The sequence below is a fragment of the Sulfurospirillum barnesii SES-3 genome, from assembly GCF_000265295.1.
GTDB lineage: Bacteria > Campylobacterota > Campylobacteria > Campylobacterales > Sulfurospirillaceae > Sulfurospirillum > Sulfurospirillum barnesii.
The window spans coordinates 2,104,096-2,126,517 of record NC_018002.1 but is presented as its reverse complement, the minus strand read 5'-3'; the positions used below and the strand labels follow the sequence as shown (position 1 = coordinate 2,126,517).

General features: G+C 39.8%; 25 protein-coding genes. 15 read left to right on the top strand and 10 right to left on the bottom strand.

What is annotated here, in order from left to right; genetic code table 11:
• Positions 1 to 83: 83 nt before the first annotated feature.
• Positions 84 to 581 (top strand): NifB/NifX family molybdenum-iron cluster-binding protein, encoded by a 498-nt coding sequence (locus SULBA_RS10695; protein WP_014770304.1) that lies wholly within the window; start codon positions 84 to 86, stop codon positions 579 to 581.
• Here the strand turns inward: SULBA_RS10695 and SULBA_RS10690 are convergent, their stop codons facing one another.
• Positions 582 to 1,769, bottom strand: coding sequence for an EAL domain-containing protein (locus tag SULBA_RS10690; protein WP_014770303.1), 1,188 nt, complete (start codon positions 1,767 to 1,769; stop codon positions 582 to 584).
• A gap of 172 nt (positions 1,770 to 1,941) precedes the next feature.
• Between SULBA_RS10690 and nikA the strand changes: the two genes are divergently transcribed.
• From nikA to SULBA_RS10665, 5 genes are read left to right on the top strand one after another with little or no spacing between them, the layout of a single operon-like run.
• Complete coding sequence (gene nikA / locus SULBA_RS10685; RefSeq protein WP_014770302.1) at positions 1,942 to 3,534, top strand: nickel ABC transporter substrate-binding protein; 1,593 nt, start codon at positions 1,942 to 1,944, stop codon at positions 3,532 to 3,534.
• A 2-nt stretch (positions 3,535 to 3,536) separates the two neighbouring features.
• The gene (gene opp1B / locus SULBA_RS10680) at positions 3,537 to 4,463 is read left to right on the top strand and encodes a nickel/cobalt ABC transporter permease (protein ID WP_014770301.1); all 927 of its coding nucleotides are present in this window, start codon (positions 3,537 to 3,539) and stop codon (positions 4,461 to 4,463) included.
• Positions 4,460 to 5,308, top strand: a complete 849-nt coding sequence (opp1C, locus tag SULBA_RS10675; RefSeq protein ID WP_014770300.1) for a nickel/cobalt ABC transporter permease — start codon at positions 4,460 to 4,462, stop codon at positions 5,306 to 5,308. The genes opp1B and opp1C overlap by 4 nt, the downstream gene beginning before the upstream one ends.
• Positions 5,305 to 6,096: an ABC transporter ATP-binding protein gene (locus SULBA_RS10670; RefSeq protein WP_014770299.1), complete on the top strand. Its 792-nt coding sequence runs from the start codon at positions 5,305 to 5,307 to the stop codon at positions 6,094 to 6,096. The genes opp1C and SULBA_RS10670 overlap by 4 nt, the downstream gene beginning before the upstream one ends.
• 18 nt (positions 6,097 to 6,114) lie before the next feature.
• A complete protein-coding gene (locus SULBA_RS10665) occupies positions 6,115 to 6,654 on the top strand; it encodes a GNAT family N-acetyltransferase (RefSeq protein WP_014770298.1) in 540 nt (179 codons plus the stop codon).
• 18 nt (positions 6,655 to 6,672) lie between these two features.
• On the opposite strand, the gene SULBA_RS10660 is transcribed toward SULBA_RS10665, so the two are convergent.
• The 4 genes from SULBA_RS10660 to rarD form a co-directional block, all read right to left on the bottom strand.
• The gene (locus SULBA_RS10660) at positions 6,673 to 8,229 is read right to left on the bottom strand and encodes a phosphoethanolamine transferase (protein WP_014770297.1); all 1,557 of its coding nucleotides are present in this window, start codon (positions 8,227 to 8,229) and stop codon (positions 6,673 to 6,675) included.
• A gap of 67 nt (positions 8,230 to 8,296) precedes the next feature.
• Positions 8,297 to 9,724: a sensor histidine kinase gene (locus tag SULBA_RS10655; RefSeq protein WP_014770296.1), complete on the bottom strand. Its 1,428-nt coding sequence runs from the start codon at positions 9,722 to 9,724 to the stop codon at positions 8,297 to 8,299.
• A complete protein-coding gene (locus SULBA_RS10650) occupies positions 9,708 to 10,382 on the bottom strand; it encodes a response regulator transcription factor (RefSeq protein WP_014770295.1) in 675 nt (224 codons plus the stop codon). The genes SULBA_RS10655 and SULBA_RS10650 overlap by 17 nt, the downstream gene beginning before the upstream one ends.
• Positions 10,379 to 11,278: an EamA family transporter RarD gene (rarD, locus tag SULBA_RS10645; RefSeq protein ID WP_014770294.1), complete on the bottom strand. Its 900-nt coding sequence runs from the start codon at positions 11,276 to 11,278 to the stop codon at positions 10,379 to 10,381. Before rarD ends, SULBA_RS10650 begins: the two co-directional genes overlap by 4 nt.
• A 132-nt stretch (positions 11,279 to 11,410) precedes the next feature.
• Here rarD and SULBA_RS12815 point away from each other — a divergent pair, with 132 nt between their 5' ends.
• Complete coding sequence (locus SULBA_RS12815; protein ID WP_014770293.1) at positions 11,411 to 13,534, top strand: diguanylate cyclase; 2,124 nt, start codon at positions 11,411 to 11,413, stop codon at positions 13,532 to 13,534.
• On the top strand, positions 13,531 to 13,875 hold the full coding sequence (locus SULBA_RS10635) for an arsenate reductase family protein (protein WP_014770292.1): 345 nt from the start codon (positions 13,531 to 13,533) through the stop codon (positions 13,873 to 13,875). The genes SULBA_RS12815 and SULBA_RS10635 overlap by 4 nt, the downstream gene beginning before the upstream one ends.
• Here the strand turns inward: SULBA_RS10635 and SULBA_RS10630 are convergent.
• Positions 13,855 to 14,478 (bottom strand): LysE family transporter, encoded by a 624-nt coding sequence (locus SULBA_RS10630; protein WP_014770291.1) that lies wholly within the window; start codon positions 14,476 to 14,478, stop codon positions 13,855 to 13,857. The genes SULBA_RS10635 and SULBA_RS10630 overlap by 21 nt on opposite strands.
• Before the next feature lie 120 nt (positions 14,479 to 14,598).
• Between SULBA_RS10630 and SULBA_RS10625 the strand changes: the two genes are divergently transcribed.
• Positions 14,599 to 15,417 (top strand): TIGR01777 family oxidoreductase, encoded by an 819-nt coding sequence (locus SULBA_RS10625; RefSeq protein ID WP_014770290.1) that lies wholly within the window; start codon positions 14,599 to 14,601, stop codon positions 15,415 to 15,417.
• Here SULBA_RS10625 and SULBA_RS10620 read toward each other — a convergent pair.
• Positions 15,414 to 16,040: a LysE family translocator gene (locus SULBA_RS10620; protein ID WP_014770289.1), complete on the bottom strand. Its 627-nt coding sequence runs from the start codon at positions 16,038 to 16,040 to the stop codon at positions 15,414 to 15,416. The two genes, SULBA_RS10625 and SULBA_RS10620, sit on opposite strands and share 4 nt — an antisense overlap.
• Before the next feature lie 108 nt (positions 16,041 to 16,148).
• Here SULBA_RS10620 and SULBA_RS10615 point away from each other — a divergent pair, with 108 nt between their 5' ends.
• From SULBA_RS10615 to SULBA_RS12980, 3 genes are read left to right on the top strand one after another with little or no spacing between them, the layout of a single operon-like run.
• Complete coding sequence (locus tag SULBA_RS10615) at positions 16,149 to 16,595, top strand: hypothetical protein (protein WP_014770288.1); 447 nt, start codon at positions 16,149 to 16,151, stop codon at positions 16,593 to 16,595.
• Positions 16,596 to 16,620: 25 nt separating this feature from the next.
• The gene (locus tag SULBA_RS10610; protein ID WP_014770287.1) at positions 16,621 to 17,127 is read left to right on the top strand and encodes a flavodoxin; all 507 of its coding nucleotides are present in this window, start codon (positions 16,621 to 16,623) and stop codon (positions 17,125 to 17,127) included.
• Positions 17,124 to 17,261 (top strand): hypothetical protein, encoded by a 138-nt coding sequence (locus tag SULBA_RS12980; protein WP_156790540.1) that lies wholly within the window; start codon positions 17,124 to 17,126, stop codon positions 17,259 to 17,261. Before SULBA_RS10610 ends, SULBA_RS12980 begins: the two co-directional genes overlap by 4 nt.
• 33 nt (positions 17,262 to 17,294) lie before the next feature.
• Here SULBA_RS12980 and SULBA_RS10605 read toward each other — a convergent pair whose 3' ends face one another.
• From SULBA_RS10605 to SULBA_RS10595, 3 genes are read right to left on the bottom strand one after another with little or no spacing between them, the layout of a single operon-like run.
• On the bottom strand, positions 17,295 to 17,810 hold the full coding sequence (locus tag SULBA_RS10605) for a DUF1007 family protein (RefSeq protein ID WP_041671852.1): 516 nt from the start codon (positions 17,808 to 17,810) through the stop codon (positions 17,295 to 17,297).
• 5 nt (positions 17,811 to 17,815) lie between these two features.
• Positions 17,816 to 19,231 (bottom strand): nickel/cobalt transporter, encoded by a 1,416-nt coding sequence (locus SULBA_RS10600; protein WP_014770285.1) that lies wholly within the window; start codon positions 19,229 to 19,231, stop codon positions 17,816 to 17,818.
• A 3-nt stretch (positions 19,232 to 19,234) separates the two neighbouring features.
• Positions 19,235 to 19,981, bottom strand: coding sequence for a nickel/cobalt transporter (locus tag SULBA_RS10595; protein ID WP_014770284.1), 747 nt, complete (start codon positions 19,979 to 19,981; stop codon positions 19,235 to 19,237).
• Positions 19,982 to 20,199: 218 nt separating this feature from the next.
• Here SULBA_RS10595 and SULBA_RS10590 point away from each other — a divergent pair, with 218 nt between their 5' ends.
• The 3 genes from SULBA_RS10590 (at position 20,200) to SULBA_RS10580 (ending at position 22,420) form a co-directional block, all read left to right on the top strand.
• Positions 20,200 to 20,511: a DUF2325 domain-containing protein gene (locus SULBA_RS10590; RefSeq protein ID WP_014770283.1), complete on the top strand. Its 312-nt coding sequence runs from the start codon at positions 20,200 to 20,202 to the stop codon at positions 20,509 to 20,511.
• Positions 20,512 to 20,565: 54 nt separating this feature from the next.
• Positions 20,566 to 21,303: an EAL domain-containing protein gene (locus tag SULBA_RS10585; protein ID WP_014770282.1), complete on the top strand. Its 738-nt coding sequence runs from the start codon at positions 20,566 to 20,568 to the stop codon at positions 21,301 to 21,303.
• Between the two features lie 139 nt (positions 21,304 to 21,442).
• Positions 21,443 to 22,420 (top strand): SLAC1 anion channel family protein, encoded by a 978-nt coding sequence (locus SULBA_RS10580; RefSeq protein WP_014770281.1) that lies wholly within the window; start codon positions 21,443 to 21,445, stop codon positions 22,418 to 22,420.
• Positions 22,421 to 22,422: the final 2 nt, after the last annotated feature.

The following is a 22,422-nucleotide window of genomic DNA, read 5'->3' as shown; positions in this document are numbered from 1 at the left end:
GCATAAAAGATTTTAAATATACTTGACATATGCTCATTTAAAGTGCTACAATTCTGAACATATGACCAATTAAGGAGTTTACAATGATAGCATTACCTATCAAAACAGAAGATCAAAATGGTGCACTTTCCCCACTCTTTGGCAAAGCAAAATGGTTTGCGTTTGTGGATGAAAACGGTGCCGTACGTGTGGAAGCCAACAGTGCTGAGGGTGGTATTAAAGTGGCACGATGGTTTGAGAGTTTGGGTGTTAAAACACTGATTACGTCTCATTTAGGGGAAAAACCTTTTCATGCGCTCTTAAAAGCAGGTGTCAAAATTTATTTTGCAGGCAGTGAGCGCATTGTGGTGGAAGAAGCCCTTGCTTCGTTTAAAGCAGGCACGTTGATTGAGGTTGATGTGAGCAATTACATGGAACTTTTAGGTGAAGAGGCTGCAGGGCATAAACATGAGGGTGGGTGTCATTCGCATGAGGGTAAAAATAAATTTAAAACAAAACTAAAATGCTGTGAAACCAAAGGACACAATGCGCTAGGTGGACACGGGCATCAACACGCTCATTGCCATTCACACGAAGCGTAATTAAGACAAAGAGGAGACTTTGAGGTCTAAACACAAAATGCGCTCCTCTTCTTTGTATAAAAAGGTTTGTGCAAAGGTACGGCACATACGTCCAGAGGCACGAGAGATGTATTTTTGGCTGAGGTAGTTTCCTCTTTGGGACTCTTTGGTGATGTAAAAATACTCTTTTAGTGCATGGCTATCACCCGCTTTGGCGGGGTAAAAAAAGTCATTGGTATCGACACTGATGTAGGTTTTTCCTGTTTGAATGCCTGTGTTCGCATCAATACAATAAATCGCTTCAATAGGGTCAAACTCTTTTAAAAAATCATTTAAATCTAAAGCGCTGTTTTGATGCAGTGCTTGAATAATCATAGAAGCATACGCTGTGGCACTTTCAATTAAAAAGGATTTGTGTTGCATGGACGTTTTGACATTGTGGGTATGTTTTTCACCAATGTAGCCAATTTTTTCATGGATGGGTTTTTCGACAAGCGTGTGGGTGGGTCGTGCAAACCAAAAGCCTTGAAAGAGGTCAATATCCAGTTTTAAGGCACTTAAAATCTCTTCTTCTGCTTCAACTCCTTCTGCTAAAACCAATGCGCCAATGTTAAAACACATGTTTGCGATGGATTTTAAAATTTCTTTGTGAATAAAGTTTTGGTGCACATTGAAAATCAAAGAACGATCCACCTTGACGATATGTGGACGCACCGTAGAAATACGATCAAAGTTCGCATTTCCCGCACCAAAATCATCCAGCGCAATAATAAAACCCCGCTCTTTGTAAAAATCACAAAATTCTTTCAGACGTTGGGTGTTTTGAATTTGGTACTCTTTAATCTCTATCACAATCCTAGAGGGTGGAATGCCCACTTCATTTGCCAGTGAACAAAAAGCAAAATCTGTAAAGCTTATGGCACTATCGAGCAGATGGGATTCAAAGTTTAAAAAAAGTAAGAGTTCTTTGTTGGCGTCCAAAAGAGGCTTAAATGCGTTTAAGGCACGTATACGTGCGTGTTTATCCAGTGCAAAGGAGAGGTTCTCTTTTTTGGCTTGATCAAAAACAAAAATAGGAGAAAGAGGCTCATCGTTCTCATCACTCACCCGCATTAGTGCTTCAACGCCCATCATCTTTGCACTGCGAATGGAAACAATGGGCTGAAAATAAATAGCAATACGGTTGCTCTGAATAAGGTTCTCAATCACACTAAACTCCTTGATGCACGTTTGGTGTATTATACTTCAACCCCTCTCATAAGCGTTGATTAATAAAAAGGCAGAGATTCATAAAAACACTTTTTAAATATTTATCCGCTAAAATAACACGAAATATATATTAGTAATAAAAATAGATTTGATTTTATGATGAGGAGTGGTGATGCAAGGAATCAAAAAGGGGAGTTTACTGGTAGGTTGCGCCATGCTTTTAGCGCTTTTTACAGGGTGTGAAAGCAAAACTAAAAATGCTTATGTTCCAAAGACAGAACTCGTGTATGCAAGTACCAAAGATATTCGTAACATTAATCCGCATTTGTATGGCGGAGAGATGTCCGCTCAAAATATGGTCTTTGAATCATTGGTGATGAACACGAGTGAGGGTGTAAAGCCGTGGTTAGCGCAGCGTTGGGAGATCAGCAACGATGGCAAAAGTTATACCTTTTATTTGCGTAAAGATGTTAAATTTAGTGATGGCAGTGCGTTTAATGCCCATGTGGTGAAACAAAACATTGATGCCATTGTTGACAATCGTCCACGACACGCATGGTTAGAACTTGTCAATCAAATTGTAAGCGGTGAAGTCGTTGATGAGTTTACGTACAAACTTAACCTCAAAAATCCCTATTATCCAACCTTAACCGAGCTTGCAATGACCCGTCCGTTTCGTTTTATTGCTCCATCATGCTTTATGGAGGGTGGAAGTAAAAATGGGGTGAGTTGTTATGTGGGTACGGGCGTTTGGGTTTTGGTGGAGCATGAGAAAAATGCACGTGCCTTGTTTAAACGAAATCCGAGTTATTGGGGTGAGAAACCAAAGTTAGAGCAGATTAAATGGCGTGTTATGCCCGATCACCAAACGGTTTTACTGGCTTTGCAAAAAGGTGAGATTGACCTTATTTTTGGTGCGGATGGCGATATGATTGATTTAAATGCCTTTAGTGTGCTTCAAAAAGAGGGCAAATATGCCACACTTTTGAGTCAACCCACCGCCTCTCGTGCTATTTTACTCAATACCAAACAGCCCATTACCAAAGAGGAAAAGGTGCGAGAAGCCTTGCAATATGCTATCAATAAAGAGGCGATTGTTGCAGGTATTCTCAATCACTCAGAAAATATCGCACACACACTGCTCTCTCCTACGACACCGTATTGTGATGTGCCTTTGAGCGCTAAGCTTTATGATAGTGCTAAAGCCAAAGCCCTCTTAGAAGAGGCTGGTTGGATGATGGATGAGAAGGCTGGGTATCGTATGAAAGAGGGTAAGCTTTTATCCTTACGTTTTTACTTCAATGCAAAAAATGCGCAAGAAAAGAGTATCAGTGAGTACATTCAAAGCAATCTCAAAGAAATTGGCGTGGAGGTAAACATTATTGGAGAAGAGAAACAAGCCTTTTTGGATCGTCAAAAAAGCGGGGATTTTGACCTACAATACTCTTTATCATGGGGCACACCGTATGATCCACAATCGTATGTTTCTTCATGGAGAATGGCAGCACATGGGGATTATCAAGCGCAATTAGGGCTTGAGAAAAAAGCGTGGTTGGACGAGCAGATTCAAGCTATCCTCATCGAGCCATCGCACGAAGCACGGTCTAAAATGTACGCAGAAATTCTAACCTACGTTCACAATGAAAATGTCTATGTGCCCCTTAGTTATTCTCGTACCAAAGCCATTTTTACGCCGCATCTTAAAGGCGTTGGGTTTAATCCTTCCCAGTACGAAATTGCTTTTGAAAAGATGTTTTTCGAGTAAGCATGGGTTTGTTTATTGCCAAACGCCTTTTAATGATTTTGCCGCTACTTTTAGGTATTTCGGTGGTGAGTTTTATGCTTACCACTTTAAGCCCGAGTGATCCTGCCGAGGTGGTGTTACGGGTTAATGATATTATTCCAACGGCTGAGGCGATTGCACAGATGCGTCAAGAGTTGGGCTTAGATCAGCCTTTACATGTACGCTATTTTTCATGGCTTTTGGGTGTGATTCACGGTGATTTTGGGCTGAGTTATGTCACGAAAACCCCCGTTGTACATGAGATTCTTCATGCCCTCCCTATCACTTTGCTTTTAGCGGGTATTACCTTAGTGCTCATTGTGGTGTTGGGACTTTTTTTTGGCATTGTGTGTGCGGTGTATGAGCAACATTTCATTGATAAAATCATTCGTTTTTTTATTTTCTTCTCAACGGCAATGCCCAGCTTTTGGTTGGCATTGTTGTTGATGTGGTTTTTCTCGTTTTATATCAACCTTTTACCTACCAGTGGTTTTGAACAGTGGGATGCGATGATTTTACCTTCCATTACCCTCTCGTTTGCGTATGTGGCAACGTACATTCGTCTGATGCGCAATACCTTGATTCAAAGTGAACATGAACTCTACGTGCTGTATGCGAAAGCCAGAGGACTGAAAAGCTCTTTGATTATGAAGCACCGTGTGATGAACGCCTTGCATCCTTTTGTCGTAGCCCTTGGAATGTCTATTCCTAAGTTGGTTGCAGGCACGGTGATTGTTGAAAATATTTTTGCACTGCCTGGGGTGGGAAGGCTGTGCGTGAGTGCTATTTTTAGTCGAGATTATCCCATGATTCAAGCCTATGTTTTGCTGATGGCTTTGCTGTTTATGGGCTTTAATCTTCTAGCAGATAGTGTGATTCGCTGGATTAATCCACGGCTGGGAAGGTCATGATGAGCCCCTTTTACACGAAACTGTTGAAAGACCCATTGGCACTTTTGTCTTTAAGTGTCATTGTCGGGGTCATTGTACTTGGTATATTTGCCCCGTGGATTGCGCCGCATGATCCTATTGCCACCAACCTTGCGCATAAATTTGCCCCATGGGGAGGAGAGTATCCCTTAGGCAGCGATCATTTGGGACGGTGTATTGTGTCCCGATTGATTTATGGTATTCGTACCACGCTTTTTTTAGCCTTGCTTGCGATGATGATTACCGTGAGTTTAGGGGTTTTATTAGGGCTGATTGCGGGCTTTTTTCGCAAAGCAGAAGAGCCTATTATGCGTACGTGTGATGTGATGCTCTCTTTTCCGAGTGAGCTGATGATTTTAGCGATTGTAGGGATGCTCGGTGCTGGTATTGGCAATGTCATTTTAGCCAATGTCATTGCTAAAGTGGCGTGGTACACCCGTATGGTCTATACCTTTGTTTTGGAGTACAAGGAGAAAAATTATATCTATTTTGCCCGTGCTACAGGGGTTCCTTCGTGGCGCATTCTGCGCAAACATCTGTTGCCTTCTATCGTGGATGATGTGGCAATGCTGGCAAGTTTGGATGCGGGGTGGGTTATTTTGAGTATTTCTGCTCTTTCGTTTTTGGGGCTAGGCGTTCAAGCACCAACCCCTGAATGGGGCATGATGCTCAGTGAATCGAAGAATGTGATGAGTATTTACCCGCTTCAAATGCTTCCTTCTGGGATTGCTATTTTGGTGGTGGTGGCTTCGTTTAACTTTTTAGGCGATAGCATTCAAAACGCACTGGACCCAAAACATGAACGCCTTAAAAAGAGTGTTGCATGAGTTTTTTAGTTGTAGAGCATGTGAGCATCACGGATAGAAGAAGCCAAAATATTCTTGTCAAAGATGTGAGTTTTGTGCTCGAATTAGGCGAGGTTTTGGGCATTATTGGGGAGAGTGGAAGCGGAAAGTCTCTTACATGTAAAGCCCTTTTGGGGCTTAATCCTAACTATCTTGTGACAGCAGGAAGCATTCAACTAGACAAAGAAGAGCTGGTCGGCAAGAGCGAGGGTGCGTGGCAGGCAATTCGTGGGCGAAGCATTGCGATGGTGTTTCAAGATGGCATGAATGCTTTTAATCCTATGGTGCGTATAGGGGCGCAAATGGTGGAGAGTTTACACGAGCGTCTGAGTGCTTTGGAAGCGAAAAAAACAACTTTAATGTGGTTTGAAAAAATGGGTTTGTGTGAACCTGAGCGGGTTTTTAATGCGTACCCTCATGCGTTAAGTGGGGGAATGTTGCAGAGGGTGATGATAGCCTTAGCCTTGGCGCAAGAGACACGTTTGATCATTGCGGATGAGCCAACTTCAGCGCTGGATGTGATTCATCAACGTGCCATTATGGATCTGTTCGCATCGCTTAAAGATAACAAGCGTTCCTTGATGATCGTCTCCCATGACCTTGCCATTGTGGCTTCTTTGGCAGATAAAGTATTGGTGATGAAAGAGGGGGAGGGGGTTGAGTTTGCATCCGCCCCTACCTTGTTTCGTGCGCCAAAGCATGCCTACAGCCGTTATTTATTACAAACTCGAAAAGCCTTGATACAGAGGTACGAGGCGTGTGTACGTTAAAAAGATGAAGGAAAATACATGTTACATGTAAAGAGTATTACATACGAGCGCGTAACGCAGCAGTCTTTTGAAAAAGCACAAAAATTTATTTGGGAACAGTGTCAACTGCATTACGGGGATAAGATTATGCCAGAGCGTTATGAGGCTTTGCAAAAGCGTATTGCAAAAGAGATGAGTCGTCCTGAGTGCTGTGCCATTTTTATTGCGCTGAATGAAAAAGATGAGGTGGTGGGGGTGATTGCCCTTAGCGATTATGACGATCGCATTGAAGCCATTAAAGGGCGTTATGAAAGCAAAGAAGCAGCGGAGATGAGCCGTTGTTATGTGCACGAAGCGTATCGACGCTGTGGCATTGGTGTGCGTCTTTTTGAATTAGCCACCTCTTTTGCGAAAGAAAAAGGTTATAGCATGCTCTACTTGCATACACACTATTTTCTTCCAGGAGGCTTTATGTTTTGGAGTGCCATGGGGTTTTCCATCACACTCGATGAGGGTGGGGTATGGCAAACGGTACATATGGAGCGTTTGGTCGAACAAAGTGCACTGTGCTATGCGTAAATCTCTTTACATGTAAGACTAGCGCAAAAGGTCTAGGCTTGGTTTGTATTCGCTTGTTTTAATGTTAAAAAGACTCACAATTGTATGAAAAAGATAATCGTGCGAAAAAGGCTCTTTTCTTTTTACATGTAAGGCTTTCTCTTTTTCTTTATCACTAAAGTAGAAGAGCGCAGGGACGTGTTTTTGTTCATTGGGCGCTATCATATACGGTAGTCCATGCAAATAGATGCCATTTTCTCCTAAGGATTCACCGTGGTCTGAGACATAAATAAGGGTTGTCTCGTATTGCTCTTCATTGGCTTTGAGCAGGGTGAGTGTTTGATGAATGATATAATCGGTATAAACAAGGGTGTTATTGTATGTATTGATAATCTCCTCTTGGCTACATTTTTCCAAATCTTGCGTATCGCACGTTGGGGTAAAGGTTTTAAATTTTTCTGGGTAACGTTGAAAATAGGTTGGTCCGTGACTCCCTTCTTGATGCAAAACAACAAACGTATCTTCATAGTTTTGCGCAAGCGTGGTTTGAAAATCTTGCAACAAGGCTTCATCAAACGCTTTGCCTTGATAGTGCACCACATCATTGATGCGTTTTGCAATGTTCTTGTCTTTGCCTGAATTGTTATCTCTCCAAATGATGCGTACCCCTGTTTTCATCAAAACATCCACGAGATTTTCATACTGTTCTTTATCGCTATCCCACGCTTTACGCTCAAATTTTGAGAACATGCACGGCAGTGAAATGGCCGTAGCTGTTCCACAAGAGCTAAAATTTTGGAGGTAAACAATGTCTTCTCTTTTGGAAAGGAGTGGGTTGGTTTGTGCCTCATAGCCACCCAGCGCAAAATTTTTAGCACGTGCGGTCTCTCCCACAATAAAAACCACCAATTTTTTCTTTTCACCACTGAGGCGTTTTGCATCGGTTGCAATGGCTTGAAAGCTAGGTTTTGGTTTGAGTTTAGCATAGAGAAGTTTGGAAAAAGATGCTATAGGGAAAAAAGGATTGAGGTACATTTTCATCTCTTTGTGGTTTCTAAAAAAAGAGCTGTACGATTTGCTAACACTCATGTAAACCCCACCAATGAGCACAAAACAGACCAAGGCTACGAGTGCTTTTTGAACCATCTCTACGGTATACGCTCTAAAATGAATACGCACTTTAAACAAAATCCAGTAGGCACAAACGCTTGCTAGCACACTATAGAGAATCAGTTTTGGCGTGATAAGACTTAGGGCTTCATAGCTGTCTGTTTGCAAAACATTGATGAGCATATCTTTGTCAATGATGGTTCCAAAGGAGTCCATAAAATAACTACTCAGCGCACTGATAAAAACCAATAACGCCACACCAATACGAAAGCTTAGGCGGTGTGTAAAGAGCAATAAAACATTAGCAGCAAAGATATAAAGAAGTATCAACACAAAAGGCGCACTCAATGCTACGATGTAATTATGTTCTGCTAAGGCAAACGTGTAGAGTTTTGAGAAAAACGTGAAATTAAAAAGAGCGCTTAATGCAATGGCAAGAAGAAAAATAATTTTTTGAGTTTTAAAATGGACGAGCAAGGTTGCCATAATGTAGAATCCTTTTTATATGAATGATAAAAAGAATTCTAAAGAATGAAAATGAACGTAAAATGAATTAAAACTGTACGGTGAGTATAATGGTGTTTGTTTTCTTTTCTTGTGTAAGCGTAATGTGTGCATGGTGTGCATCAAGAATATTTTTGACAATCGCAAGCCCCAGCCCACTTCCTTGTGCATGTTTTTTTGCCCGTTTTCCCCGATAGAAAGGTTCAAAAATGTGTTCAAGCTCAGTATCATCAATGAGTGTACCTTTATTGACAATGCGAAGTTCTTTTCCATGTAAAGCAAGATGCACGGAGGAGTTTCCCAACGCATATTTAATGGCATTGTCAATTAAATTGTTCACAACCATTTTTAAGAGCAGAGCATTGCTTTGAATGCTAAGAGGCTCTAGGGCATCTACTACTAATGTAATGCCTCGTGTTTGCGCTTTCTCTTTTTTTTCAGTAATACTCTCCATCAAAATTTCATCCACATAGACTTCACTAAAATGGCGCATAAGATCGTTTTTAGAACTGCTGGATAAAAAGAGAATTTTCTCAATTACCTCATGCAAATGCGTTACCTCTTTGGCAACTTTATGCAAAATGTGTTGGTATTCTTGCGTGCTTCGCTCTTTTTTTAGGCCTATCTCAATTTCTCCTTGCATAATGGTTAAGGGCGTTTTGAGTTCATGCGAAGCATTTTGTCCAAACTCTTTTACTTGCGCATAGGCATATTGAAGGTGTTCTAAGAGGGTGTTAAACGTCTCAATCAAATCATCAATTTCATGAGCAATATGTGTTTTAGAAATTTTCATATAGTTATCTTGAATGCTGAGCTTTTTAGCTTTATCGGTGACCTTTTGAACATTTTTTAACGAGGTAGAAAGGAGTAAAGAGGCAAGAAAAAGGACAAGGGCAAGTAAAATGGATAAGCCAATCCACAAAGTCTCTTCCATCTTTTCAATTTCAGGAGTTCGTTTATCATAAGGCATGGCACATTGCAGTAAAAGCATTTGATTGTCATGCATTCCTAAAAACAGTGTTCCAATGTAAATTTTATGTTTACTGAGTGTTTCGTTGCGTGTTTCAGCAAAATAGATTTGGCTAGGGTCATTGAGAATATTTTCAATAAGTTTGGATGTAAGTTTAAGGCTCTCCCCTTTTAAATCACGTGATTGCGCAATGATGGTAGGGTTTTGGGAGGCAATTTTATAGCTCAGTAATTGCGCATACAACACAGGTATATCAAACTCTTCTTTGACTTCATCAAGTTCTTCTTTAAGTTCCTCAAAATCGATGATTTGCCCCTTAACATTTCTTTCCAAATAGTCATGCTGCAAATCTTTTGCATAGGCTTTTAGCGAAGCTTCCAACGAGCGTTCTTGTGATTTTTTCATGGTGTAAACAACGCTCCATCCAAAGCCATAAAAAAAAGCAAATAAGATAACAAAAAGTGCTAATAAAAGGCGAAATCTAAGGTTTTTAAAGAGCATTTTCATTGAGGGTGTATCCTAGGTTACGTATGGTTTTAATCAGTTTTTGCGGATGATTTTTATCCACTTTGGTACGAAGACGGTACATGTAAACACTGACAATATTGCTATTAATGCTTTGTTCTTGACTAAAAAGCTGCTCCGCAAGGATGTGTTCTTCTATAATTGCACCTTTGTGGCGCATCAAGTATTCTAGTAAAATATACTCTTTAGCCGTAAGGGAAATAGGCTCTTGCGCACGTGTGACATTTTTTGTTAAGGGGTTGAGTTCCAAATCAGCGACTTTAAGCAGAGGTTCTTTATCGTTTGTTTTGCGTAGTTGGACATGAATACGTGCTAAAAGTTCTTCAAAACTAAAAGGCTTGGTGAGATAATCATCCGCACCCAAATGCAACAATCCCACTTTGTCATTGATCGTACTTTTGGCACTCAGGACAATGATGGGTGTCGTAAGCTTTTGTTCTCTCAATTTTTGGCACACCGCGTCGCCTTGCATGCCGTGTATCATCAGGTCTAAAATAATAATATCATAAGGGTTCATCTGGGCTAAATAAAGCGCATCTTCACCATTATCGCACCCATCAACACTAAAGCGTTCCTCTTCAAGTCCTTGTTTTAAAAAGGAGGCGATTTTTTCATCGTCCTCTACGACTAGAATTTTCATTTTTCCTCTTTTGCAACTCTTTTTTTAAAATACCCATCCACACTAAAAATAGCCAGTGCGATCCAAATGAGAATAAAACTGGTCAGTTTTTCAGGAACTAAAACTTCATCATAAACAAAAATAGCTAATAAAAAAGAAACGGTTGGCGCAATGTACTGAAAAAAGCCTAAATGCACCAGTGAAATACGTGTGGCCGCAGCATTAAACCATAAAAGAGGAATCACCGTAACCACACCTGCTAGCATTAAAAGCCATGAGGTTGTATTGGGTGGAAAGATAAAGGCGGTGCTTTGTGTGTTGGCAAGATAAAAAATATAGAATAAAGCCATGGGAAATAAGATAAGCGTCTCAATGTAAAGCCCACTCATGGAAGGCAGATGAATGTATTTGCGAATGAGTCCATAAAAGCCAAAACTAAACGCTAAAATGAGTGAAACAAGAGGCAAGGAGCCCAAGGTAATGACCTGATACATAATGGCAATACAGGCTAGGGCAATGGCGATTTTTTGCCAAAAATTTGGACGCTCTTTAAAAAAGAGGATACCTAAGGCAAAATTTACCAAGGGGTTAATGTAATACCCCAAACTCGATTCTGCAATCATATTGTGTCCTACCGCCCAAATAAACACCAACCAATTCAAAGAGACTAATAAAGCTGAGAGTACTAAATATTTAAGTTTATGAATATCTACAAGAAGTACTTTTAATGTGCCCAATTGACGGCTTAAAAGTATCATAACAAAGAGTAAAACAACCGACCAAATGATACGGTGTGCGAGTATCTCCAAAGCAGATACGGTAGCAATAAGCTTGAAATAGATGGGAACTAATCCCCAAAAAAGAAAGGCTAAAACAGCATAAATATAGCCTTGCGTTTGGCTTGAAAAATGGTTCATATATACCAGCTTGTTATAAAATAAGCTTATTATAAAGCAATCTTGCTTATAGGATGAAATAGAGGCATGGAGCATCTTTATTTGTGACAAATACTTGCTATAATGCAAAAAATATGCGCAGAGGATAAGACAATGGGTCTTAGAGGTAAGTTATTCATTTTTATGGGAGTTATTTTTATCTTTTTTTCTTTGTCTATTTGGATGTATTCTTCAAGCTTACTCAATCACATTAATGAAAAATGGGCAGAGCGTTTTATAAAAAAACAGATGATTTTTGATAAAAATCGCACGCTTTTACCGCTTTTATATGAAGTTGATATTGCCAAAGAGATGGCAAAAGAGCCTGCTATTCTTGCCATGGCATTGGATGATACCAATCCTGTGATAAGAGAAGAGGGATTAAAGGTTTTAGAAGCGTACCGTTTAAAATACTACGGTCATACTTATTTTGCAGGTTTTGCTAAAAGTAACTATTACTATTTTAATGATTCACACTACCGTTATGATGGTACAGAGTCTCAATACATTCTCTCTGCTTTTAATCCCAATGATCGTTGGTTTTTTGATATGCTCTTGGAGAAGAGTGAGTACCGCATTCACGTGAATATGGATGAAGCAGCAGGAGGCAAAACCTTTGTTTGGGTCAATGTGCCGATACGTCATGAGGGTCATATTATAGGGGTGGTTGGTACGGGGCTTGATTTTAATCGTTTTATGTTGGAATCGGTGGGTATTGAGCAAGAGGGGGTGAAAACATTTTTTACCAATCATGAATTTATGATTCAAGCCCAGCGTAGCGCCACCATGCCAACACCTGAAAAACGTGAAGCTTCATACCAAAGCCGTGAAAATATTGAAACACTTTTTACCCATCCTTTAGATCGAAAAAAGATGAGAGAAACAGCGCAATATTTAAAGGAACACCCGTCTGAAATTGTGACATTTTGGGTGGAGTATGAAGGCGTTAAAAAACATTTGGGCATGAGCTATTTAGAAGATCTTGAGTGGTTTAATTTTACCTTGATTGATGAAAAAGAGCTTGAAGTATTTAGGAGTTTTTCGCTCTTCCCCATTTTATGCTTTTTATTTTTAATGGTATTATCAATTGTTGGGTTTGCGCTAAACATTCTGATTTTAAAACCCATTCAAGAGTTGCAAAGGGCAATGGGTCGTGTTGAACAAGGCGATTATGCGATTGATGTCTCTCCTGTGGGAAGTTCTGAAATTAGGGAATTATCAGAGCATTTTATCACCATGATTCATTATGTTCGCCGTAACAATGAAGCCCTTGAAGAGAAAGTGAAAGAGCGAACACAGGGGCTTAGAGAGAGTGAAGCAAAACTCAATACCATTTTAGATTCGGTGGAAGCATTTATTTATATTAAAGATACCCAGTACCGTTACATGTACGCCAATAAAAAAACCTGTGAACTTTTTGGTATCGGTCTTGAGGGATTAATAGGTAAAGAGGATGATGATTTTTTTGAGGAAGAGAGTGCAAAAAATATTCGTATGTATGATGAAGAAGTCATTGAATATGGGCGAAAAGTGACACGAGAAGAGAGCAATACCGATAGAATAACACAGCAAAAGCGAACGTATCTTTCAACAAAAATACCTTTACGTAATGCCAATGGGATGATTTATGCGTTATGCGGTATCTCAACGGATATTTCAGAGCGTAAAAAAATTGAAGAGGTGATTCATGATTTAGCCTATCATGATGCACTGACTCGTTTACCAAATCGTAGAATGTTTAATGAACAGTTTGCTCTTATCCTTGCTCAGGCAAAACGGCAGAAAAATCACGGGGCATTAATGGTGATTGATTTGGATAATTTTAAACCCCTCAACGATACGTTTGGACATCATGCAGGAGATGTTTTACTGATGGAAGTTGCTAGACGTTTGAAAGCGTGTGTGCGAGAAGTCGATTTTGTGGGACGTTTTGGTGGGGATGAGTTTATTGTTGTGCTGGGAAATTTGAGTGAAGATAAAGAGCGTGCCAAAGAAGAAGCAATGCAAATTGGCGCAAAAATACGTTTACATGTAAGTCAACCTTATAGTATTGCCCTAGAAGAAGATGGGCTTCAAAAAACAATTACCCACCACTGTACTGCCAGTATTGGTGTGAGGCTTTTTGGTCATAAAAAAGAGCACAAAGAGCAGCTTTTTGTGCAAGCAGACAGTGCGATGTATCAGGCAAAACAAAATGGGCGTAATCGCATTGAATTTTATGAAGAGGAGAATGTATGATTAAAGTGTATGGTATTACAACGTGTGGGAGTGTGAAAAAAGCGCTCTCTTTTTTTAAAGCTAAGGTGATTCCTTACAGCTTTGTGGATTTAAAAACGACACAAATCAGTGAAGAAACCTTAGAAGAGTGGCTTAGCAAACAACCACTTTTGCGTTTATTTAATACCAAAGGAACGAAATTTAAAACGCTCAATCTCTCCAAAGAGCTCAGCGATGAAGCGAAAAAAGAGTGGCTTTTAAAAGAGCAGTTACTCTTTAAGCGCCCCATTGTTGAGTGTGAGGATGGAGCGCTGTTGGTGGGTTTTGATGAGGAGCTTTATTTACGTACGTTTAGCAGTTGAGATAAAAAAGGCTGCTAAAAGTAAAAAAGCACCTGTAAGTCGGTTTTGAATTTGAATCGCTCGGAGAGATTTGATGACATGTTTAAGCTTTGAAGCCAATGAGCTGTAGCCTGTCATCACGATAATATCAACACTAATTAAGGTAGCGCAAATAATGACAAATTGCCCAAGAAGTGGTGCATTTGGGTTGAGAAACTGAGGAATAAACGCCACCAAAAAGACCGTTGCTTTAATGTTGGTTAGATTAATCAGTGTGGCTTGTATAAAGGCTTTTGAAGCACTGTAGCGCTTAATGTTTTGGGTATCATCAGGTAAATGAGGCTTTTCAATAAATTTCATCACTCCTAAAAAGACTAAATACACCACGCCAATCCATTTGATAATGTTAAAGAGTAAGAGCGATTTCATAATCAATGAGCCTAAGCCAACTACTACAATAAAGGTTTGGGCAAACAAGCCTGCTTGCAAACCAAAAATAGCTGCATACGAGCGTTTTAGTCCGTATTTTAATCCATAATTCATAGACACAACCGCACCAGCCCCAGGAGAGATACTGATAAGAATAGACGCCACAAGCATGGTGAGCCAAATATCTAAAGACATAAAAAATCCTTACATGTAAAGTAAAAAAAGATTGTAACCCTTCATGCCTTAGAGGGGATTAAATGGTTCTAAATGTGGTACAATCTTGCAGTGTGCATCGTTTCTAAAAAGGATAAAACAATGAAAATTGCAATGACAGGTGCGAGTGGCTTTGTTGCCAATGCCCTAAAGAAAAGATTCCCTGATGTGGTGGTTATTGAACGAAGTGATGACCTTAACACCATTGTTCAAAAACTCAAAGGAGTGTATGCGGTCTTTAATCTTGCGGGTGCGCCCATTGCTGCTAAGTGGGATGAGGCGTATAAAAAAGTGCTGTGGAGCAGTCGAATAGAGACCACTAAGAAACTTGTTGAAGCGATCAATCAAAGTGAGGTAGAGCACCTTATTTCTACCTCTGCTGTGGGCATTTATCCTAGTAATGTGCCCAGCGATGAAAGAAGTGAAAAATTGGGAGAGGATTTTTTAGCGCACCTTGCCATTGCGTGGGAAGGAGAAGCTCGTAAATGCACGAAGAAGACAACGATAGTACGTTTTGGAGTGGTTTTAGGTCGTGGGGGTGGCGCACTGGAGAAGATGCTCCCTGCGTTTAGAATCGGTTTGGGTGGTATTATTGGAAATGGGGCGATGGTGATGAGTTGGGTGGATATAGATGATTTAGTCTCTATCTATGCCTTTGTCTTAGAGCATCAACTGGAGGGTATTTTTAATGCCACATCGCCCCAACCACTGACCAATTTTCGCTTCACCACAATGTTAGGAAAAGTCTTGCGTAGACCCACATTTTTTCCTGTTCCTGCTTTTATTATTAAAATGCTTTTTGGGGAGGGCGCAACGGTTTTACTTGATAGTAAAGAGGCGTACCCCAAAGCCTTGTTGGAAAAGGGTTTTGTCTTTGAATACGGCGATTTGGAGCATTCCCTTAGAAAAATTCTCGCTTAGCGTTCCTCTAAAAAAAGTCGGATGCCAAGGGCTATCATAATACTACCTGAGAGGGCATCCAGACTTTGACGCACACTTTTTTTGGTGATAAATCCATTGGCTTTGACAATTGTATACACAATCATGGCTTGCCAAAGGCTTGCAATGATGAAATGAAGCAAGGCTAAAAAGAGTGATTGACTGAGTGCAGAATGTTCATGTGAGATAAAATGTGGTAAAAATGCCATGTAAAAAATCACTGCTTTTGGATTTAACACATTCGATAAAAACCCCTCCTGTAAAGAGATCCAAAACGAAAATGGGTGTTTTTCCACCGCTTTTTGGCGCATATTTTTAGCATTCCAAAATGATTTTAGGGCATTAAAACCTAACCAGATAAGATAAAGAGCCCCCAGTGTTTTAAGCACCATAAACGCTGTTGCTGAGTAGAGCAAAATGGCTGAAATACCTACGGCTGAGAGTGTTGCATGCACAAAGAGTCCCAAACAAATGCCCAAGCTTGAAACCAAACCATCGTATGCGCCACCTCTTAGGGTGTTGCGAATAACAATCAACGTATCTGCTCCTGGCGTCATACTCAGCAGTGTAATGGCAACCAGAAACGTCCAAAGCTCTAGTGGCATAGGTCTCCTTTGGTTTAGATAGCGTATTGTACTTCAAAAAAATCAAAAAGTTCTTGACATATTATATGAAAACGGTTATCATTTCACATATCAAAAAAGAGGTGAACAATGTCCGAAGCCTATTCGACCTTGCATGAAATTAGTCGGCGTTTTGATCGTGAAGATTTTGAGTTGTTAGCAAAACATCCTGATTTTCATTTTACTATTAATACGTATGAGCTTTTTACTCAGCATATTTTTACACGGGTGAAACGTCAAAATCCTGACATGTTTGTTACGCAAGAAGCATCGTGCATTGTGATTCAAAGTGAGGCGTGTTCTGAGGCCCTGCACTTGTATCCTAACTGGAAACGTATTGAAGAGCGTGCGGATTTTGAAGCATGCGATGAGATTAACCGTGCGATTGCATTGCTTGAATCCAAAGCGTGCAAACACATTTATCTACTCTTTCCAAGAAGCGCCAATTTTAGAAAACATGTCCCCATCCGTAGCCCAAAATTGGATGCATTGGGGCTTGAATATACATTAAAACTCGTTCCGTATGTGATTTACTAATCTATCTTAATAAGGAGAATATTCAATGAAAATAGGCGTTTTTTATGGCAGTACCAATGGAAATACTGCAGATGCTGCAGAAAAAATTAAAAAGCATTTTAATGCAGAGATTCACGATGTTGGTAAATTAAATAGTAGCGATGAGCTTGCACAGTATGATGTGATAGTTTTAGGGACATCTACATGGTACGATGGTGAATTGCAAGATGACTGGGAAAGTTTTATAGCGCATCTCAAAGCAGCAGATTTTAGTGGAAAAACCGTCGCACTTTTTGGTTTAGGTGATCAAGAAGGGTATGGCAGTGATTATGTCAGCGGTATGCGTCAGATTTACGATGTGGTAATAGAAAAAGGTGCGAAAGTCATTGGTGCATGGGAAGATAAAGGGTATTCATACGAACACTCAGCATCGGTGATTGATGGTAAATTTGTAGGGCTTGCTTTGGATGAGGACAATCAAAGTGAACTCAGCGATGGGCGTATTGCTTCATGGTGCGCACAATTAGATACTGAGTTAAAAGCAAGCGCATGAGCCGATGTGACATTGCTTGCGCTAAGCCAAACCCTACGGTGAGTCCACAGTCAAAAGATGTCAAAGAATCTGAACATAAGGGTGAAAAAAACAGTGCAAAAGAGCGTTTACTCTTTTGCAAATGCACCTGCTAAAGCTTGTAAGAAAAGGCAAAAGCCTTTTCTTACTTATTCGTGAATCATCACTTTATACGCATAATAAAAATCCGCATCATATCCCTCAACACTGCACTTCACCTCTTTACATGTAAGAAATTTCTTTTTGAGAATCAGCGCAACGAACATTTCAGGGTCATAAAAACGAAGTTCGTATTTTTTAATTTTTGGTTTGGCAATACTAAACGCATAAATCAGTTTTCTCTTTTCAAAAAGGGCACTAAATTCGTTCGTTTCATGAATGTCTGATTCGTTTTTGCCATCAAAAATATGCATAAAATAACTGTATGGCTCAAGGGCTTTAAAATGATCTTTTTCCATAAACGCCACTTCGTTGGCATCTAGTTTTTTATCTCTGTTTTTATCGTAATCTTCCATCAGCATAGCAGAACTCATCTCATCAAAGACCCAGTTTACACGAATTTTATCAGGTAAAACCTCGACGTAGGTGTCTAAAAAGACGTGTGGATGGGCATACATGAAAGTATGCATCGTACAGGCGTAAAAAAGTAAGCGAAAAAACACCATGCCTCCTAGAGAAAAAGTAAAACAATGCCAAGGCTTAGCATAATGATAAGGCTAAGGCTTTCACTGTAAAAAATCATTTTTGTATTGTGCGTTTTGAAGCGATTTTTCGCAAAGAGTGTCGAAAGAGAAGCCAAAGCAATCATAAAACTCATGCCTAAACTCATGCTTAATGCCGCTAAAAACCCCAAAAGGTACGCACCTGTACTCAGTGCGAAAATAAAAATTGTTATGGTACCAGGGCAGGGTACAATGCCTGCACTTAAGACCACGCCCCAATCCGTACTTTGAGATTTTTGGGAGCATCCAGCACAGTGACACGCAAAAGGATGTGCAGAAAAGCTTACGATTTTAGGTGTGTGTTTTAAGGCGCTTAGTTTTTTCCAGGCTAAATAGCCAGCGATACCTATAATCATAAGGGCGGAGAGTTTGGTGGCATAGTAGGTGACGTTGGTAAAAAAGGCATTGAAGAAAAGATCAAAAAGTGCGTAAATAATAAGCGTGAGAATAAACGCAGAGAAGGTATGCACAAGCCCAATCAGTGCGGACATCGTGATGGCTTTTGGGTAGCGATGCGATGAGGCAAAGAGATACGAACTGACCAGTGCTTTACCATGCCCTGGTCCTGCGGCGTGAAGCAGACCGTATAAAAAAGAACTGCCTAAAAAGAGAGCATATGCCCCTAGTGTTGCCTGCTCTTTAAGGCTTTTCATGGTTTCTTGAATACGCTCTTGCATCTGTGTTAAATGGGTTTGAAGCCATGATGGTGTGGAGTTTGTGGGTTGTTGCATCGCAGGAGGTGTTGAGCGTGGTTCGTGTGCCACATGGTTTGCGTCTAAGGTATGTTGAGGTACCAACGTATCGGTAATTTTAAGAAAGGCAACGTGGTTATAGAGGTTATATTCCATGGCAAAAGGTTTTTCGATGCCATGGGTAATATCGTGGATTAAAAAGTTAAAATAGCCCTCTTTATCTTCAATCACAAAGGTGATTTCATCGTTGGGACTAAGGGGCTGATGCAAAGAAGCTTTAAAGGTAAACAAAAGCGTTTCACCCTCTAAAAAAAGATTTTTTTCGCTTACATGTAAAGGAAGTTGCGTGGTCTGTTCTTGCATAGAAGCTGTTGCATTGAGGTATTCAATCTGTGTCAAGTAACGGTGTTTGTGAATATAATTTTCCAAAATAATTTTAATGCGTTCAAGTTCATTTTTATCGAGTTTTTGGTTTTTATTGCTATCGTAGCGTTCGAGGAGCACTTTGATAAAATCTTGTGTAAACGTCCATTGAAAGGTAATGGAATCAAGATGTGTGGGCGTTCCATCTAGGTGAATATTGACTGTTGCCGAGGGGGTGTAAAGTGCACACAAGGCACAGGCATTAAGGTGACACGCAAGTAGGGTTAAAAGAAGGGCTTTTTTGAACACGGTTTAAAAAGCCCGTGATGAGATGGGGTTTGAGACAAACCAAACGCCTAAAGCAATGACACAAAGCACGCCTAAAAGTCGTAAAACCCAAAACCAACGAGGTTGGGTTACTACGGGGCGAGATTTTTGAAAGGTATGCACCAAAAGCCCCGCAAGTGAAATGGTAAGCCCCATGCCAAGGCTCATAAAAAGTGCAGCAATCATACCAATACCCATATGCCCTAGGGTAATGGCAAAAAAGCACAATGTAATGACGCCAGGACAGGGCACAATACCCGCTAAGAGGATAACCCCAAAACGACTTTTATGGGGTTTAACACACTCTTTTGTTATGTTACGGGATTGCCACACTTCATAAAGCAACCAAACCCCTAGAATAATAATCAACACGCCTGAGATTTGAAAGAGTGGGGGATTGACACGGTGAAAGAGTTTCATGGCGCTGATTTGAATGAAATAATAAGCGACCAGTGTGACGATAAGTGCTGAGGATGCATGAATGAGTGCAATTAAAAAACCCAATTGAAAAACATGCGCCTTTTTAGCAGGATTGGCTAAAAGGTAGCCTGCTACCAATGCTTTTCCATGCCCAGGTCCTAAGGCATGCAAAACTCCATACGTAAAAGAGAGGGCAAAAATAAAGAGTGTCGCACTCAAACTTCCCTCATCAATGTTACGAAAATGTATTGAGAGTTGGGTATTAAAATAACGATTGGCTTCGGCAAAATAAATGGCAAGGCTTGAGAACATAACACGCTCCAGAAAAAAACATCCGTTATTTTACCGCAGTCGCTCTATCAAAAAGATAAATACAACTTAGTTGCACTTTTCTAAGTACTTGGCTTAGCTAATGGATTATAAAATAAAAGAAAAACCACTCTAATAAAATGATAATAAATATCATATTTAAAAGAATTTAAGGAAACTTTCTCTATTATATCAATAACAATTATCAAAAAGGAGAAGCAATGTCAGCAGTTCTTGTCATCGGTGGAGATAAAATTGATTCCATTACCTCTGTTTTACAGGATTTCTCTTTTGAGAAGGTTACGCACTGGGATGCACGAAACCCTTCCGTGGTGAAAAAAGAGATTCCTCAAGATGTGAAGTTGGTGATTATGCTCACAAACTTTTTAAACCATAATGCGATGAATAAATTTAAAAATGAAGCCAAACGCAAGGCAATTGAATTTATTTGTGCAAAACGCTCTGAGAGTTCCGTGTTTTGTGAGCTCTGTAAAAAATACAATCCAAACGGATGTCTTCTCGATAAAAAATAGTCTTACGTTTAGGCCTTACATGTAAAGCCAAAACACGATGTTAAAGGGTTCACTATGTCATTGCCTCAGATGCTTTGCAATGAAAATTTACTAAATGAATGTGATGTGGTTCGTATGCTCAATGATGGGCATTATTGGGTGGAGTACGAGCCTATTATTGATATGAAAACGGGTACTATTTTTGGGTATGAAGCCTTAGCCCGTTTTGTTTTAAATGAGAGGCGAATTCCCCCGATGCCTGTGTTTATGGTGGCGCATCAAAATCCAGAACTTTTCTTTCGCTTAGAGTCTGAATTAAAAGCCATGCAGCTTTTTCATAGACCTAAAAATGCCATGCTGTTTATCAACCTTGACCCACACAATTTTAGCGATGAAGCCAAGCTCTCATTTTGGAGAGAGCTTTTTTTAGGGGCTAAAAATCTTTGCCTTGAAATCACTGAAAATACGGATGATATGCAAACGGCTTTTTTATCCCATTGTTTAGATGAGATTCAAACCATTGGCTTTCCTATTGCGCAAGATGACATTGGAAACGATGAAAAACCCTTTTGTTTTGACTTAACCAGCAGGGCTGATTTTTTAAAGTTTGATAGAACATGGCTGTTAAAAATAAAGCGATGTCCTGATTATCAAGAGATTTTAAAAGGTTTTTTAGCCTTTGCAAAGGCACAAGGCAAAAAATCGGTTTTAGAGGGCATTGAGAGTGAGGGTGATTTTATGCTTGCTAGAGCGTTAGAAGTCGATTATGTTCAAGGCTACCTGTTTAAACACCTCAACCATCACTCTTGCTAAAATCTTTACATGTAAAAGTCTAAAAGTGCGTTTAACTTTTAGACGTGACTCTCTTCATCAAAATAAATTTTAGTCTTTTTTGATAAGCTTTCATTCTAACTATTATAAATAAAAGTTAATATTATAATGAGGAGTTATGATGGAAGTAACCGAAAAAGTGGAAACAGTCGAACAAAATAGACTTAAATTTTTTCCTGTTATGATGTACGCTATTGTTATGGGACTGTGTGGATTGACCATTATGTATCAAAAAGCAGTGAGTGTATTGGGTTTTTCAGAGTGGATCGCCTTTGGACTGATGGGGGTATCGACCTTTGTTTTTGCGCTAATAAGCGTGGTCTATATGATCAAGTTTTTTACGTACCAAGAGGCGGTAAAAAAAGAGTTTATGCATCCTGTACGTATTAACTTTTTTGCAGCCATTTCCATTTCTATGCTGATGCTTGCGATTATTTATAAAGAACATTACGAGGGAGTTGCTGCTGTTTTTTGGTATGCAGGGGTTGTGCTTCATTTTTACCTTACCATGTACACCATCTCTTTTTGGATCAATCATAACCAAGAACTCGCCCACTCCAATCCTGCGTGGCTCATTCCTGTGGTTGGAAATGTTTTAGTGCCCATTGGGGGTGTTGGCTTTGCAAGTCAAGGGGTTTTGCTCTACTTTTTTAGCATTGGTATCTTCTTTTGGCTGGTCTTGTTTGCTATTTTGCTCAATCGCATTATTTTTCATCATCAATTAGCCATTAAATTTATGCCAACGCTTTTTATTTTAATTGCGCCTCCTGCGGTTGGTTTTTTAGCTTATTTTAAAATGTTTGGTGTGGTGGATTTGTTTGCCAATATCCTTTTTGATTTGGCACTTTTCTTTACACTTCTGATTGCCTTTTTGTATAAAAACTTTTTGAAAATCAAGTTTTTTATTTCATGGTGGGCATTTGTTTTCCCTTTAGCGGCTATGGGGATTAGCTCGATGATTATGTATTCCCAAACACACGACATCTTTACGCTTATTTTCTCGTATGTGATGGTTGCGGTGACAACAGCTATGATTGGTGTGGTCATCTACCAAACCGTGCTTCATATGCAAAAAGGTGAGATTTGTATTCAAGAGTAGGG

Bases quoted from the DNA above. Each gene is read 5' to 3' on its own strand.
- SULBA_RS10695 (WP_014770304.1), top strand. From the start codon at position 84: ATGATAGCATTACCTATCAAAACAGAAGATCAAAATGGTGCACTTTCC.
- nikA (WP_014770302.1), top strand. From the start codon at position 1,942: ATGCAAGGAATCAAAAAGGGGAGTTTACTGGTAGGTTGCGCCATGCTT.
- opp1B (WP_014770301.1), top strand. From the start codon at position 3,537: ATGGGTTTGTTTATTGCCAAACGCCTTTTAATGATTTTGCCGCTACTT.
- opp1C (WP_014770300.1), top strand. From the start codon at position 4,460: ATGATGAGCCCCTTTTACACGAAACTGTTGAAAGACCCATTGGCACTT.
- SULBA_RS10670 (WP_014770299.1), top strand. From the start codon at position 5,305: ATGAGTTTTTTAGTTGTAGAGCATGTGAGCATCACGGATAGAAGAAGC.
- SULBA_RS10665 (WP_014770298.1), top strand. From the start codon at position 6,115: ATGTTACATGTAAAGAGTATTACATACGAGCGCGTAACGCAGCAGTCT.
- SULBA_RS10660 (WP_014770297.1), bottom strand. From the start codon at position 8,229: ATGGCAACCTTGCTCGTCCATTTTAAAACTCAAAAAATTATTTTTCTT.
- SULBA_RS10655 (WP_014770296.1), bottom strand. From the start codon at position 9,724: ATGAAAATGCTCTTTAAAAACCTTAGATTTCGCCTTTTATTAGCACTT.
- SULBA_RS10650 (WP_014770295.1), bottom strand. From the start codon at position 10,382: ATGAAAATTCTAGTCGTAGAGGACGATGAAAAAATCGCCTCCTTTTTA.
- rarD (WP_014770294.1), bottom strand. From the start codon at position 11,278: ATGAACCATTTTTCAAGCCAAACGCAAGGCTATATTTATGCTGTTTTA.
- SULBA_RS12815 (WP_014770293.1), top strand. From the start codon at position 11,411: ATGGGTCTTAGAGGTAAGTTATTCATTTTTATGGGAGTTATTTTTATC.
- SULBA_RS10635 (WP_014770292.1), top strand. From the start codon at position 13,531: ATGATTAAAGTGTATGGTATTACAACGTGTGGGAGTGTGAAAAAAGCG.
- SULBA_RS10630 (WP_014770291.1), bottom strand. From the start codon at position 14,478: ATGTCTTTAGATATTTGGCTCACCATGCTTGTGGCGTCTATTCTTATC.
- SULBA_RS10625 (WP_014770290.1), top strand. From the start codon at position 14,599: ATGAAAATTGCAATGACAGGTGCGAGTGGCTTTGTTGCCAATGCCCTA.
- SULBA_RS10620 (WP_014770289.1), bottom strand. From the start codon at position 16,040: ATGCCACTAGAGCTTTGGACGTTTCTGGTTGCCATTACACTGCTGAGT.
- SULBA_RS10615 (WP_014770288.1), top strand. From the start codon at position 16,149: ATGTCCGAAGCCTATTCGACCTTGCATGAAATTAGTCGGCGTTTTGAT.
- SULBA_RS10610 (WP_014770287.1), top strand. From the start codon at position 16,621: ATGAAAATAGGCGTTTTTTATGGCAGTACCAATGGAAATACTGCAGAT.
- SULBA_RS12980 (WP_156790540.1), top strand. From the start codon at position 17,124: ATGAGCCGATGTGACATTGCTTGCGCTAAGCCAAACCCTACGGTGAGT.
- SULBA_RS10605 (WP_041671852.1), bottom strand. From the start codon at position 17,810: ATGGTGTTTTTTCGCTTACTTTTTTACGCCTGTACGATGCATACTTTC.
- SULBA_RS10595 (WP_014770284.1), bottom strand. From the start codon at position 19,981: ATGTTCTCAAGCCTTGCCATTTATTTTGCCGAAGCCAATCGTTATTTT.
- SULBA_RS10590 (WP_014770283.1), top strand. From the start codon at position 20,200: ATGTCAGCAGTTCTTGTCATCGGTGGAGATAAAATTGATTCCATTACC.
- SULBA_RS10585 (WP_014770282.1), top strand. From the start codon at position 20,566: ATGTCATTGCCTCAGATGCTTTGCAATGAAAATTTACTAAATGAATGT.
- SULBA_RS10580 (WP_014770281.1), top strand. From the start codon at position 21,443: ATGGAAGTAACCGAAAAAGTGGAAACAGTCGAACAAAATAGACTTAAA.